This is a genomic window from Amycolatopsis panacis, from assembly GCF_003600245.1.
GTDB lineage: Bacteria > Actinomycetota > Actinomycetes > Mycobacteriales > Pseudonocardiaceae > Amycolatopsis > Amycolatopsis sulphurea.
On the sequence record NZ_QZFV01000107.1, the window covers coordinates 1 to 13,979 of the forward strand.

The 13,979-nt window shown below is 67.3% G+C and carries 10 protein-coding genes and 1 tRNA gene; 7 read left to right on the forward strand and 4 right to left on the reverse strand.

Features of this window, described 5'->3' with window-relative positions:
* Nucleotides 1–95 precede the first annotated feature (95 nt).
* Nucleotides 96–4,991: an RHS repeat-associated core domain-containing protein gene (locus tag D5S19_RS22885; protein ID WP_120025462.1), complete on the reverse strand. Its 4,896-nt coding sequence runs from the start codon at nt 4,989–4,991 to the stop codon at nt 96–98.
* A 212-nt stretch (nt 4,992–5,203) separates the two neighbouring features.
* On the opposite strand from D5S19_RS22885, the gene D5S19_RS34235 reads away from it, so the two are divergent.
* Nucleotides 5,204–5,674: an LppA family lipoprotein gene (locus D5S19_RS34235; protein WP_120025463.1), complete on the forward strand. Its 471-nt coding sequence runs from the start codon at nt 5,204–5,206 to the stop codon at nt 5,672–5,674.
* Nucleotides 5,675–5,684: 10 nt separating this feature from the next.
* Here the strand turns inward: D5S19_RS34235 and D5S19_RS22895 are convergent, their stop codons facing one another.
* Complete coding sequence (locus D5S19_RS22895) at nt 5,685–7,115, reverse strand: aminopeptidase P family protein (protein WP_120025464.1); 1,431 nt, start codon at nt 7,113–7,115, stop codon at nt 5,685–5,687.
* A gap of 29 nt (nt 7,116–7,144) precedes the next feature.
* Between D5S19_RS22895 and D5S19_RS22900 the strand changes: the two genes are divergently transcribed.
* Nucleotides 7,145–7,795, forward strand: a complete 651-nt coding sequence (locus tag D5S19_RS22900) for a TetR/AcrR family transcriptional regulator (protein ID WP_120025465.1) — start codon at nt 7,145–7,147, stop codon at nt 7,793–7,795.
* On the opposite strand, the gene D5S19_RS22905 is transcribed toward D5S19_RS22900, so the two are convergent.
* Complete coding sequence (locus tag D5S19_RS22905; protein WP_158605613.1) at nt 7,747–9,015, reverse strand: enterochelin esterase domain-containing protein; 1,269 nt, start codon at nt 9,013–9,015, stop codon at nt 7,747–7,749. The genes D5S19_RS22900 and D5S19_RS22905 overlap by 49 nt on opposite strands.
* Nucleotides 9,016–9,473: 458 nt before the next feature.
* Between D5S19_RS22905 and D5S19_RS22910 the strand changes: the two genes are divergently transcribed.
* Both D5S19_RS22910 and D5S19_RS22915 read left to right on the forward strand, forming a co-directional pair.
* Nucleotides 9,474–10,157: an SAM-dependent methyltransferase gene (locus tag D5S19_RS22910; protein WP_233574104.1), complete on the forward strand. Its 684-nt coding sequence runs from the start codon at nt 9,474–9,476 to the stop codon at nt 10,155–10,157.
* Nucleotides 10,158–10,301: 144 nt separating this feature from the next.
* Nucleotides 10,302–10,374, forward strand: a tRNA-Lys gene (locus tag D5S19_RS22915).
* Nucleotides 10,375–10,774: 400 nt separating this feature from the next.
* On the opposite strand, the gene D5S19_RS22920 is transcribed toward D5S19_RS22915, so the two are convergent.
* Entirely contained in the window at nt 10,775–11,827 is a 1,053-nt protein-coding gene (locus D5S19_RS22920; RefSeq protein WP_158605614.1) for a tyrosine-type recombinase/integrase, read from the reverse strand.
* Nucleotides 11,828–12,143: 316 nt separating this feature from the next.
* Between D5S19_RS22920 and D5S19_RS33605 the strand changes: the two genes are divergently transcribed.
* The 3 genes from D5S19_RS33605 to D5S19_RS32095 all read left to right on the forward strand — a co-directional run bounded on the left by D5S19_RS33605 (nt 12,144) and on the right by D5S19_RS32095 (nt 13,966).
* Nucleotides 12,144–12,275 (forward strand): hypothetical protein, encoded by a 132-nt coding sequence (locus tag D5S19_RS33605; protein ID WP_267901144.1) that lies wholly within the window; start codon nt 12,144–12,146, stop codon nt 12,273–12,275.
* Between the two features lie 397 nt (nt 12,276–12,672).
* The gene (locus D5S19_RS22925; RefSeq protein ID WP_120025469.1) at nt 12,673–13,767 is read left to right on the forward strand and encodes an IS630 family transposase; all 1,095 of its coding nucleotides are present in this window, start codon (nt 12,673–12,675) and stop codon (nt 13,765–13,767) included.
* A gap of 37 nt (nt 13,768–13,804) precedes the next feature.
* Nucleotides 13,805–13,966 carry a hypothetical protein gene (locus D5S19_RS32095; protein ID WP_158605615.1) on the forward strand — a complete coding sequence of 54 codons (162 nt, stop codon included), beginning with the start codon at nt 13,805–13,807 and terminating at the stop codon, nt 13,964–13,966.
* Nucleotides 13,967–13,979: the final 13 nt, after the last annotated feature.

The window sequence follows — 13,979 nt, forward strand, 5'->3', positions numbered from 1 at the left end:
CGCGCTGCTCACCTGAGCCTGCCTGCCGCAGCTGTGAAGGGACCCTTCACGGACTCTGAGTCCGTGAAGGGTCCCTTCACAGCCTTCAAGAACGGTTACTTCTTGGTGAGGGGTTTGGTGGTGGCGCCCGGCCGGTGGTTGAACTGGTCGAAGCTGTCGTGCGACCCGTCCGGGGCCTTCAGGTTCATGAACCGGTCGATCACCCCGTCCAGATCCTCCGGGCCGAACCGTTCAGGGTGCTGCCCGAGCTGGTTGAACTCGCGGAACGAGCTGGACCAGTCCTCGAACTGCTGCGGCTTGCCGCCGGGCCAGTCGAAGTCGGCGCTGTCCCGGATGTCGTTGAGCAGCGGCCGCTGTTGCTCCGGGGTCCCGAAATGCCGGTAGTCGCCCGAGAAGCCCTTGCTGTTGGGGAACGCGTCGTAGATCGGCTTGGCGAACTCGCCCTTCAGCGGCTTGCTGTAACCACCGGACTTGTCCAGCGCCTTCTCCGGGTTCATCGGCGGATCGGGATGGGTTTTGCCGGAGGGGGTGTAGGTCCCGTCGACCCGCTTCTCGACGACCGGGAAGTTCTTCACGATGGCCCCGAGTGAGCTGTTCGTGGTCCCCTCCCCGATGGGCAGGTTCTCCTTCTTGCTGTTGAGCTGTTTGAGCACCTCGGGATATTTCTCGTTGTACATTTTGTCCCGCTCGGGATGCCCCGGCGGATAATGGTGGTTGACCCATTTCTGCAGGTTGTCCCGCATGGTCTGGAACGAGATGATGTGCCGCCCGTCCCAACGCTCCCCCGGTTTGCTCGCCCGCTCCGGGATCTTCCAGCCGTTGAGCGGGCCATTCGGGCCCGCTTTCTGGTCGAGCAGGTGCTGGTTGGTCTCGTTGGTCCAGGGAACTCGTTCCCACGGGTCGTTCTTCGTCTTCTTCGAGTTCGGCTGCGTGGTGTCCTCCGGTGGGTCCTCGGCCTTCCGCTTGTTCGAATTGCCCGACGGAGTGTCACTGCTGCCGCCTGAATTGGCGGCATTATGCCGGCTCTGCGGGTCGGTCGCCGCGGCTTTGTTCTTCGCCTCCAGCTCTTTCCGCTCGCATTCGGTGAGCAGGCCGATCGCGTCGAATTCGGCGAACGGGTCGGCGACGTACGCGGTCGGGTTCGAGCCCGCATCCATGCCGAGCGGATCCTGGCTGAGATACCGCGCCGTGGCCGGGTCGTAGTAGCGGAAAACGTTGTAGTGCAAGCCGGATTCCGGGTCCGCGTACTGGCCGGGGAAACGCAGCGGGGTGCCCGCCGGCGACGGAACCGGCCGCACCCGGCCCCACAACGTCCGGGCGCCGCGCCAGGCCACCCGGCCCGCCTCGTCCACCAGCTCGGTCGGCGTGCCGACGCCGTCGGTGACGAAGGTGAAGAACCGGGCGCCCAGCGCGTCACGTTCCAGCTGGGCGACCGGTTCGCCGGTGCCGGGCCGCAGTTCCCAGGTGGTGGTGCGTCGGGCGCCGGTGGCGTCGGCGTGCTCCTGTTCGACGAGTGTCGTGCCGTCCCAGGTGAAACGCACCCACTCGGCCACGGAACCGTCCGGCCGCAACCGTTGCTTCGCGATCCGCCTGCCGAGCGGGTCGTACCGGTAGCGCCACCGCCCGCCGTCCGGGGTGCCCACGCCGGTGAGCCGTTCGCCGGTCCAGTGGTATTCCCAGGTCCGCGGGCCGCCGGGACCCGGTTCGTGGTGCCGGGTCCGCCGGGCGAGGCCGTCGTATTCGTCGGTGCCGCCGGTGGCGCCCGACCACTGGGTGAGGTTGCCTGCCAGGTCGTAGCCCAGCTGTTCCGGCCCGGCGGCGCCGGACACCGAAACGATGCGGCCGGCCGCGTCCCGCGCGTAGCCTGTGGTGCCGATCTGCTCGTCACGCACCCCGGCGAGACCTCCGTCCGCGGCGTAATCGAACGCTCGGCGCAGCACGCCACCGGCCGGGGTCGCCAGGGTCTGCCCGGCCGGCAGCCCACGCGGGCTGTAGGTCTGCTGCAGCATGCTTGCCGCATCGGTTTCACGGGAGAGCACGCGACCTTGCTCGTCGAGCCGGAAACGCACGGTGTGTCCGCCGACGGCAAGGGCCACCGGGCGCTCCTGGCCGTCGAAGGACCACTCACTGTCCACTCCGGACGGTGTCCGCCGCCGGATGGTGGCCTGTTCCTCGTCGTAGGCGAAGGTGACCGAACGGCCGTCGATGGTCTCGCGCACGACCCGGCCCCGCTCGTCCCGCTCGAACTCCACCACCGAATCCGCCGAGGCGACCCGCATGAGCTCGCCGACCGGGTCGTACTCGTAGGTCGTCGTTCCGTGCGGGGCGCGGACCTCGACGAGGTTGCCGAGCAGGTCGTATCGGTTCTCGGTGACCCCGCCCGGCCCGATGACGCGCACCAGCTGACCTGCCGCGTCGTACTCGAAGGTCCAGGTCCGGCCGCCGAAGTCGGTCTGCTCGCTCAGCCGCCCCGCGGCGTCGTAACGCAGCGACCATACCCGGCCCAGCGGATCGGTCACCGATACCAGCTGCAGCGCCCTGTCGTAGCCGTACTGCGTGCGCGCGCCCGCCGGATCGGTGACCGCGATGAGCTTGTCGAACGGGCCGTATTCCCGGCGGGTCAGCCTGCCGAGTTCGTCGATGTGCTCAAGTTCGTTGCCTTCGCCGTCGTAATGCCACACCTCACGCTCGCCCCGCGCGCCGGTACGAGCCGAGGGCAGCCCCTCGACCGTCCAGCCGAGCAAGACCCGGCCGCCGGCCTCGCGCACCGAACGCGGCCTGCCGAACTGGTCGCGTTCGGCAGGCTCGGGCAGTACCTCGGCGACGGCCGGGGGCAGCGCCGCAATTGCCGCGCCGACCTGCGTGGTCACCGGGTCGGGGGCTGCGCCGGAGCGATAATCCCGGCGCCACAGGCGATCCTCGATCCGCATGGCGACTGCGGTCAGCGCGCCTTGCTCGTGGGTGAGCGTGACCACGCTGCCGTCCGGGCGGATGACGTGGCGCAGAATACCCTCGGAGGCGTAGTCATAGGTGGTGCACCGGCCGAGCGGATCAACCCGGGAGATCAGGTTTTCACTTTCGTCCCAAGCGAATTCGGTGACCGCGCCGAGCGGGTTGGTCAGCCGCACGGTCTGGCCGCGCTCGTTCAGCTCGTAGCTCGTCACGTGGCCGAGGGCGTCGGTGTAGCGGGTGCGGCCCGGCTCGTAGTCGAAGGTGCCGTCCATGAAGCCCTCGGCGCCGACGGTCCGGATGCAACGGCCGTGCGCGTCGTAGAGGTAGCGGTACCAAACGCCGTTGCGGTCCTGCCAGCCGGTCAACCGGCCCGCGTCGTCGTAGTCGAACCGCAGGGCGAGACCCGAGGAGTTCACCACCGCGTTGAGGTGGCCATGCTCGTCGTACCCATAGGTCTGGACCACTACGTCCGGCACCTGCTCGGCGCCGAGGACGCGCATCTCGATCAGCCGCCCTTTCGCGTGCCGGAACGCGACGCGGGCGCCGTCGGAGTGCTGAATACCTTTCAGGGCACCGGTTTCGTAGGTGAAGCGCGCGGTCTCACCGTTCGCGAAGAGAATCTCCTGCACCGGCAGCACCGCACCAGGCCGTACGCCGGAGCCGGCGAACCACAGCATCCGTCCCTCGTCGCCCTGGTCGAGCGTGAAGCTGCCGTCGGCGTCGCGGTGCAACATCCAGCGTGGGCCGCTCACCGGCCGCACCGGCGCGCCGGGCGCGGTCAGCGGGTAGGTCAGGATCGTCCCGTCCGGGCCGACGAAGCGCACGTCGTGCCGGCCGATTTCGAGGCGCTGGTCCTCGGTGGCCGCCCAGGTGGCGCCGAACGAGCGCCCCGCGCGATAGGACGAGAGGTGCACGCGGCCGATCCGGAACGCCCCCAGTTCCAGGTCGACCTGCTCCATGATCACCTCGCCGGTGGCGATGTCCACCGGGTCGCCGCAGGTGTTCTTTTTCTTCGGTGGCACCTCGTCCCGGCACACCCGCCGATCCGGCACCGGCCGGTCATGGGTGTCGGGCTTCGACTTCGACGAGGAGCCGCCGCCGTTGGTGGCAGCCCCTTCCCCGTCACCCCCACGCTCACCGGGTGGCGGCGAATCCGGTTTGCCCGAACCGTGGGTGCCGCCGTCCTTCGGGGGGCTGTGACTTCCCGCGGTCGTGGTGCCGTCGTCCTTGCCCGGGGCGCCTTGGGGGGTGTCGATGTCCTTGGGCTTGCCGCCGGGCTTCGGCTTGCCACCCTTGATGCCCTTCAACGCCTTTCCGGCTTCCTCGAACAGCGTCCCGGCCTTCTTCAGCAGCGGCATCAACGCTTTGAGGGCTTTGACCAGCTTCGTGGTGACCTGGGTGATTTTCGACGCCGTCTTCGCCACCGCGGAGACGACCTGCGGCACCACCCAGGTCATCCCGACGCCCATGGTGAAGACCACCTGCAGCGCCCAGCTGATCAGATGCCCCACCAGATCGGCGATCGTGTCCCGCACCAGCGACCGCACCGCCGCCACGACCTCACCAGCGGTCTTCACCCCGCTGGCCGCGCCCTCCGAGCCCTTCTGGGCGCTGGCGAGCAGCTGCGAGGTGTCCTCGGCCTGCTTGCGGTACGCGTCGGCCGCTTCGCCCTGCCAGCCCTCCAGATCCTTCTTGACCAGCTCCGCCAGCTCGCCCGAGACGCTTTCCAGCTCCTTGGCGACATTCGTCCACGTCTCGGCCTGGGACTCGATCTCGTCCGCGTTGCCGGTGAGCGCGTTGAGCGCCTCCTTGAGCGGGCCGACGTGCTCCATCAACCAGCCCACGCCGGCCGCGAAGATCGCGCCGAACGGGTCCATCACCGCCGTCAGCACGTCCAGCGCGGTCCCCACCGCACCGACGGCTACGGCCGCCCAGTTCTTGCTCTCGATCGCGTCCTTCAGCCCCGTCGCGTCTTCGAGCAACGGCACCCCGGCCACCGCCGAAGTCTCCTTTACCGGCGCCACCAGCGGATTGGACACCGAACCCCCTCTTCACCAGGATGACCTTGTGCCCGGTTGATCTTACGCGGGCCGAGGGTCTCCACGCCTTGCCCGATTGGTCTGTGCCTGTGCGGCCCGGCTGTGATCAAAGGCGGGTATTGGCTGGTCTTGGTCTCGTACGCTGTGGGGAACGATCATGGGGAGGGATCGCACATGGGGTTTATGACGGTGCCTGAGGCCCACCGCCTCAAATACCCACTCACCGAACGTCCGGATATAGACCAGGCCACCACGCGTTACGACGAGGTCTCCCGAAAGTTCGGGAGCACCTGGCAGCCAGATTCCCCGCGCTCCGTTGGGCGCAGACAGACGAGGCTGGCCGGGCAGGCTGCAGCCGGGAATTCGCGGCAATCGATGTCTCTGGCCGAGCCGATGCCGAGACGCGCAGCCTGCCCACCTGGACAGCGCCGGGAAATCTACCGAACGAGGAATGGCAGCAAGCAGCGACGGACGTACGCGAAATCGCTCGAAGCTACGGGTTCGGCGCCGGACAAGTCACCGTGAAGCGACCCAACGACAACGAGATCGTTTTCCGCGATCAGTACCGGGCTGAACTCAACTTCGGCTCCGCCGTCAACACGACACTCCTGGTTCGCACCGGATGCCATCTGACCGCTGAAGCCAAGAACCGCGGAAGTCTCGCGCCCACTCCGTCGTATTGAGCCGGTACCCCTAGCGGTCCTCCAGCCAGCTCTCGACCTCGCCCGCTTTCGTCGGCAGTGCGGCGGAAAGCACTTTCACGCCGTCCGCAGTGACCACGACATCGTCCTCGATGCGGACTCCCACCCCATGCAGGTGTTCGGGCGCCCACTGATCGTACGGCGAGAAGTACAGGCCGGGTTCGATGGTGAGGCAGTGGCCGACCTGATAGGTGCCCGCCGCGTATTCCGCCGCTATCACACCGGCGTCGTGCACGTCCGCGCCGAGCATGTGCCCGACTCCGTGCAGCGACCACCGGCGAACGGCCTCGGTGTCGGGCAGATGCGCCAGCGCGGGATGCGGGAGCACGCCGAGGTCACGCAGCCCGTCCACCAGGACTGCGCGCGCAGCCTCGCCGGCCGCGGTGTACGGCGCGCCAGGACGCACCGCGGCAAGCGCGGCCGCGTGAGCCGCCTGCACGATGTCGTACACATCGCGCTGTACTGCGGAAAACCGTCCCGACACCGGAAGCGTGCGCGTGATGTCGGAGCTGTACAGCTCGGCCCCTTCGACACCGGCGTCGAGCAGGAGCAAGTCGCCTTCGTCGATGCGGCCGTCGTTGCCGAACCAGTGCAACACGGTCGCGTGCACGCCGGCGCCGACCACCGGCGTGTAGGAAAAACCGCGGCCACGCGACCGCGCGTGCAGCGCGAAAAGTCCTTCCACGTATGCCTCTCCGTGCTGCAGCAGCCGGCGACGCTCGGTCGCGACCGCTTCGAAGCCCTGGACCGCGGCGTCAACAGCGTCCTGAAGCTGCGCGATTTCGTACTCGTCCTTGATCAGCCGCAATCGCGCGAGGTGTTGTTCGAGTTCGCCGTCGTCATCGACCGAAAGGGCATCGACGCGCGGGTCGAGGCCCCGAACGGCGCGGGCGGAGAGCCCGGCGACGTGCCGCTCCAGCTCGTCGATCGGCCGCACGTCGAGGCCTAGCCGCTTGCTCAGCACCTCAGGCGGAACCGGTGGCCCGTCCCAGATCGCGCCGCGCGTGATGTCCAGCAACGCCATCGGGTCGCCGAGAGGCGGGCGTTCGTCCACGTACAGCGTCCAGTCGCCCTCGGCCGACAACACCAGCACGGCGCCCGCATCCGTCGGTCCGGCGAGCCACATGTGGTCGGTGCCGGGGCGGAACGGATAGTGCAGGTCATTGGTACGGCGAACAAGCACGCCGACGGGCACGAGCACCGTCGTACCCCGCAGCTCCGCGGCAACCCGGTCGCGACGTGCCCGCCGGGGCGGGGTGCCCGTCCACTCGGAATCGTCGAAGGACGACGCCTGCCACCCCTCGGTCATCGAGTGCAGGAACTCGCGGCCCATATTCCCGGTGCGCCCGGCTGCGGCGATGAGGCGGTCGAGATGCTCCCAGTCGGGGCCCACGCTCTCGGGGCGAACACTCTCGGACATCATTTCCCTCCATTTCGGTACGGTGCTGAACGATGAACGCCTCTCGCCGTGGCCGCGGCACGTCGGCCGGACTGAGCCGCGAGTCGATCGTCGCCGCGGGAACCCGGGTGGCGAGACGACTCGGTCTGTCCAACGTGTCGCTGCGCCTGGTGGCGCAGGAGCTGGACGTCACCCCGGCCTCGCTCTACAACCATATGGCCGACAAGGAAGAACTCATCGACGCCATCGCGGACGCGTTCATCCGCGACTTGCTGGAGCAGCCCCTGCCCGCCGACCCGATGCGACGGATCCGCGAACTGGTCACGCGGCTGCACCGAGCGGGGATCGACCAGCCGGGGATGCTCAGCAACACCGTCGGCCACATCCCGGAGATGTCGGGCTCCGCGCAAATGGCTTACGCGGAGCAGATGCTCGCGGCGCTCATCGAGGCCGGCGCCTCTGAGCCGCAGGCGCACGTGTTGTACCGGCTGCTGGTCACGGTCGCCGTGGGCGATTCGGTGGCCGCAGCCAACCTCAGGGCCCCGCGGCGACGCCCGTTGCAGGATCGGGTCGCGGACCGCATAGCCGACGCCGGCCCACTGACGGCCCGCTACCTCGCCCGGCACCCCAGCGGGCACCGCGACGACATCAGCGCTCACCTCGACTTCATTCTGCGAGATCTGCCGACCGAGCCGGAGGCGTGAGCAGCGCGGTCAGCCCCTGCTCGACCGCCGCGTGCACGGTGAACATCTCCATGCCCCGAGGGATATTCGAGCAGGCCGGCGACGTCGGCGCCCGCATCACGGAGCGCGTCGTGGAAGCGACGGGCGCTGCTCACCATCGTGGTGCCGGCCGCGACGCCCGGCAGGCCGATCGCGGTGTCCTCCAGTTGCCTCACCGCGAGGAACCACCTGGCCCGCGTGCTGCCGGGCCGCACCTGGCGGGCGAGCCATTCGGCCTGCTCGGTGTTCGGGTCGGGCGTGAAGAACAGGCTCGCGGAGATCGGCAGCGCGGCGCCGAAAAGATCCGGGCGATGCAAGACGGTGTACGCCGTCGCGAGCCCGCCGTAGCTGAAGCCGGCCAGCACGCGCTGCGAGACGGGAGGAAGCAGCCCGCGCGCGTGGAGCCAAGGGAAAAGCTCGTCGGCGAGCGCCGCCGGAAGGACGGGATTGCACGCCATCTCGACCATCCGCGAGGTCGGCGAGAGATTGTGCCAGAGCACGACCCACACCGGTGGAACACGACCTTCGGCGATCGCGGCGTCGAGGTGCTCCAGCACCAGCCCTTGCCGGCAGTGTTCGCCGTCCAGTGGCAGGTCGTCGCCCCCGTTCACCGGCCGGTAGAGATCGACCCGCCGCCCACCCGGAAGCGCATGCTCCTCGACCCGATCGGAGACCTCCGCCTGTGCCGGCAGCGCCGCGGCATCGGGCATGACCAGCACGCTGTTGCGCAGTTCGCCGGAATCGCTCATCGAATCGGTCACCCGGCGCGGGTTGTACGGATCGGCGCGTATCGAACGGGCGTCGGCGGCGACGAACGCGGCATGCCGCTCGGGGTCGGACACCGTCGCCATCATTTCCTCGGTGGTGTCGCCGAGCGTGGGCGGGTCCACCTGGAAGCAGTACGCCGTCGTAATATCGCGGGCCACGCGGAGCACCAGCGTCCAGACATCCGCGCCCGCCACGCGACGCATCCGCTCACTGTTGCGCGGAACTTCGAGCATGAGGGCCTGGGTGCCGAGTTCGACCTGGTCGACATCGTCGACATACACAAAGGTCACCAGTGCATCCGGCGCACCCGCGACGTCCTCGATGACCGGCCCGCGTGCGGCGGCGACGTCGGCCAGCAGCGCACTGACCGCGGCATCGGGATCACGGACGAACTCGGCGCCGAAACGGCCGAGGCGCGGACTCGTGGACGTCACCCGGCTTCCGGCGCGGTCGGGCATACTCGCCTCCGGTTCTCCGCGTTCGATTTCTCCGCGTTCGATGAAATGAACATCGGTAATTTACGCCAAGGCTGGCAGCCCCGGGAAGGCTTGTCAACTGGCCCCGGCCAACGGATTCACGGGCGCTGAGTGCCGCCCCGGACAGCGAGAGCGCCGCGCGTCTGGCCCGGCTCGACTGACGTCGCGCAGACTGGGCGCGTGGAACTTCGCCAACTCAGGTACTTCGTCGCCGTAGCTGTGGATGTTCTAGTGCGCACCAGGTGTCCTGGGAGTTTCGCAGCCACGTCGTGAGCGGGGTCGGACGCTGATCGAGCGCGACCCTGACCAGCTGGTTTGGGTGCTGCTGGCCCGCGAGTCGCGGGAGGCAGGCGCTGAGGGCGACGAGCAGGTCAATCAACTACGCCCTCGGGCTGGGCATCACGCAGTTTCTGGAGCTGGGCTCCGGCGACCCGCACATCAGCGCCGCGCACGCCGCCATCGCCGCCGCGCGCACCCAACCCGCCCCACGCATCGTATTGATCGACCACGACGTCATCGTCAGAGCACGAGCCGAGCTGGACATGGAGAACCAGCCTCCGGACTGGCACCGATCCACCTTCGTGGAAGGAAATGTCTTCGCGACTGGGTGGATGCTCGCCAGCCTCGCGAAGCGAGGACTACTTGATCTCGATCAGCGGGTGTGCGTCCTGGCCGTGGACATCCTGCACTTCGGCGAGCCCGACATCAACGTGCGGAGCGTGCCTCGCCGCCTCGCCCGCAGGCTCGCGCCGGGCAGCCTGATCGCCGCCACACACCTTGCCGACCAGCCCTTGCGACCACCCGCGGACACCGGCGTCCTCGAAGACCTGCGCGCGGACACCGCACGATGGCGTCGAGCACACCACAGGTGCGCCCCGCCCCACCACCTGCTTCGCAGTCCCGCCGACTTCGCCTCACTACTGGCCGACCTCGACCTACTCCACCCCGGCATCACCACCCCCGGCTGCTGGCCCGAGCCCGACAACACCGCCAACCCCCGAGCGCCCTACACACTCGCTGCCGTCGGACGCGTCCCCGAACACAGCGGCCACGCAAAAGCCCACAACGCACGCCCTCAGGCCCGACAACGAACCCGGTGAGCCACTCAGCCCGGTATCTCACCAGCCAACGCACCCAGTCCTCCCTAGGCCGAGCCAACGGCCGTCCACCTCCGCACAACTCCCGGCACGCCATCGCACACCACGCCCGCAACGCCCAACGACCCCACGCTAAACTCTCCCCACGGGCCGCTAGCTCAGTTGGCAGAGCAGGGGACTTTTAATCCTCGGGTCCAGGGTTCGATCCCCTGGCGGCCCACTCATTTTATCCCGTTGACCTGCGGAAGCAGCGCATCTGATGATCATCGGAGAAGTCCGCGGGTCGGGGTGTGCCCAGCAGCGTGACCGGGTCGGCGTCTCCGCGTTGGGGCCGTGACAAAACGGCCACGGCCCCGACGATTCCACAGCATCGCCCGACGCAGTGCTACGCGGCCTATTTCTGCAGGTAGACAGCCTGATGACAGGAAGTCGCGAAGTCGGAAGCACCTGGCCGATTGCCGAGGCCAACCGCTGGCGCGCCATGACGTTATGGGCCCTGAGGTGTGCCCGGAACCGGCACTGCACGCGGATCCAGTGAGCACGGCTTGAGCAACGGAGCCCAATCGGAGACACCGCTACGACGGCATCTGATGGTTTCCACTGGTCAACCTGGCAGTGGACTAGCGAGTTCCGCTGTTTCCCGCGGATTTGTGATCCGTTGCCGACGTTCGGCCCTGGCTGCTGCCGGGAACGAGACGTCCGGCTAGCCGCCGGCAGCAGAGGACCTGGCGGCTGGCCCGGCCGAACCGGTTGGATTTCGCGGGGAACAAGAAGCTTCCAATCCTTTCGGCCGTACTGTGCCGCCGGCTGGGATAGACCGAGACGTAGTAGTCGGCGGTGAAAGACAGCGAGGCGTGCCCGAGCATCTCCTGAATGTCCTTGAGGTCGTTGCCCGCAGCCAAGGACAGCGACGCAGCGCCGTGCCGAAGATCATGCAGCCGGATCGGCGGAAGGCTCGTGCATCCATAGAGCAATTCTTTGAACTCGTGCGAGAACAAACTCAACCCACAAGGCCGCCCGCCCGGAGTGCTGAACAGGTAACGGTTCCCGTCCTCGGCGGAGGGCACGTTACGACGGTCTGCGAGGTAGCGCCTGAGCAGCCCTCTGGTGACGTGATCAAGTGCCAAGGTGCGAGCGCTGGCCGGGCTCTTGAGTTCGCCGTCATCATCCGCCTGCTGGCCCGGCTGCGGTGCCACGAACACCTCACTGCTTCGAAGATCCACATCTGACTCGCGCAACGCCGCCGCCTCAGCACGACGCAAACCCGTCACCGCAATCAAGTGGTAGTAGAGATAGCGCTTCTCTCCAGCAATGGCACGCAGAAACTCAACGGTTTGCTCCCGGGTCCACACGCACACCGGCCCAGGCGTACGGCCAGTCTCACGCCAATGGGCGACGCGCGCGTCTGTCCATACCAGAGGCCTCGGCTTGCGTGCCTTCGGAAGATCGATCTCCCTTCCTCGGGCCGGATTGTGCGCAATAACCTGCTCTCGGACAGCGGCGGTCAAAGCTGAACTCAGCGTCGAACGGATCCGGGCCACCGATGCCGGAGCAAGCCTCCTGCCGCCAATTCCTGCCTCGCCAGCTATCGCGGTGAAGACTGTTTGGACATCGGCAACGCTCAGCGCCGCCACCGGCACGTGCCCCAGCCGCGGCTTCAAATAGCCCGTCACATGCCCACGGTAAGCACGCACCGTGCTCGACCGAAGTCGACTGCCTGCAAGCCAACGATCCAGCCACTGACCGGTCGTCAACCCGATCCCCTTCGCCGCCGCCAACGTGCGATTCCGCGCCTCTCCCGCTGCTTCCTCTGTTGCGTACCCGCCACGACGCACCCGCGAACGCGCACCGTCAGCCGTGACCGGCCCCTCGGCCGTGAACCACCACGACCCGTGCCCTGCCTCATCCAAGCGAGAACACTCCGCTCCCCGCTGCTTCCCCGTCTCCGGCTCCCGGCACCCACACCTCTTGAACACTCCACGCGTCGACATGATCATCCTCGATTCCCAACCGTTCGACCCGATCGTCTATGACAGCGACTGGACATCCGTGAATCCTGACCACGCAACTCCGGCCACCCCTGCCGACAATGCCGACGCCATGATCAACCGTCGCGAGTAAGGGGCTCTACGGTTCAGGTCATTTCCGGTTGGCGTGGCTGATGTTGAACAATCCAGCCCTCGTCCGAGTATCGAACAGGTTGCTTCGCAACATTCATCCGCGATCGTGCCAGACATTCCGTCCGACGCCTGTGCGGCGGTACCTCTGCCGGCTCTCGGCAGCGCACACTCCAGGGCCGGAGGACAAAGATCAACGCTTTCGGGCACTGGGTAGCGCGGAGGATGCGACGCTGAGACGGAGAGAACCGTCTCAGCCAGGTCCGGAACCGACGAAGGGAGACGCGGGTGTTCGGTGGTCGCAGGCGACAGGAAGAACTCGACGCGGCGCTGCGGGAGAATGCTGCACTGCGCCTAGTGTCCTGCGTCGGAAGTCCGCTATCTAATTGTAGGATGCGGTGATGGCGGCGCGTGGACGGTCCAAAGTCGAGTTGGTTCTCAGCGATGACGAGCGTGAGACATTGCTTCGGTGGGCGCGGCGGGCGAAATCGGCGCAGGCGTTGGCGTTGCGATGTCGGATCGTGCTGGCGTGCGCGGATGGGTTGTCCAATGTGGAGGTTGCGGATCGGCTCGGGATCCATCGGATGACGGTGGGCAAGTGGCGTTCCCGGTTCCTCGCTGATCGTTTGGACGGGTTGGTCGACGAAGACCGGCCGGGCCGGCCGCCGTCGATCACGCTGGATCAGGTTGAGGAGGTGATCGTGACAACCCTGGAGCAGACGCCCCGCAACGCCACGCACTGGTCGCGAACGTCGATGGCCGAGCGGTCCGGGCTGTCCAAGTCGACCATCGGGCGGATCTGGCGGGACTTCGGGCTCAAACCGCACCAGGCGGACACCTTCAAGCTCTCGACGGACCCGTTGTTCATGGAGAAGGTCATCGACGTGGTCGGGCTCTACCACAACCCGCCCCCGGAACGAGCCGTCGTGCTGTGCGCCGACGAAAAGAGCCAGGTCCAAGCCCTGGACCGGTCCCAGCCGGTGCTGCCGATGATGCCCGGCATGCCCGAACGGCGCAGCCATGACTACATCCGCCACGGCATCACCAGTCTGTTCGCCGCGTTCACCATCGCCGACGGCACCGTGATCAGCGAACTGCACCGCCAGCACCGCGCCATCGAGTTCAAGAAATTCCTCACCACGATCGACAAGACCGTCCCTGCAGGCCTTGACATCCACCTGATCTGCGACAACTACGGCACCCACAAGACCCCCGCGATCAGAACATGGCTGGCGAGCCACCCTCGGTTCCACATGCACTTCACCCCGACCGGATCGAGCTGGATCAACCAAGTCGAGCGGTGGTTCGGATTCCTGACCGACCAGCTGATCCGTCGCGGTGTACACAAAAGTGTCGCGGCCCTCGAAAAAGACATCCGCGGGTGGATCAAGGACTGGAACCAAGACCCGAAACCGTTCGTGTGGGCCAAGACCGCCGAAGAGATCATCGACTCACTCGCACGATACTGCCACCGAATTTCCGACGCAGGACACTAGGGTCCGTGTCGCACCAAGGTCGAGGAGCACTTCCGAGGTGAACGTTACTGGGTGGTCGCGGGGTTTGGAAGTCACCGCGGATGGTGAAGGGATCGTGTCGCACGCCGGGCTCGCGCTGCTGCGTGGCCTGACCGATAAGACGGGTCTGACCGGGGGCTTGTCGAAGGCGCTGGCCAGGCACCCGGTTGCTGGTGCATGACCGGGGACGGGTG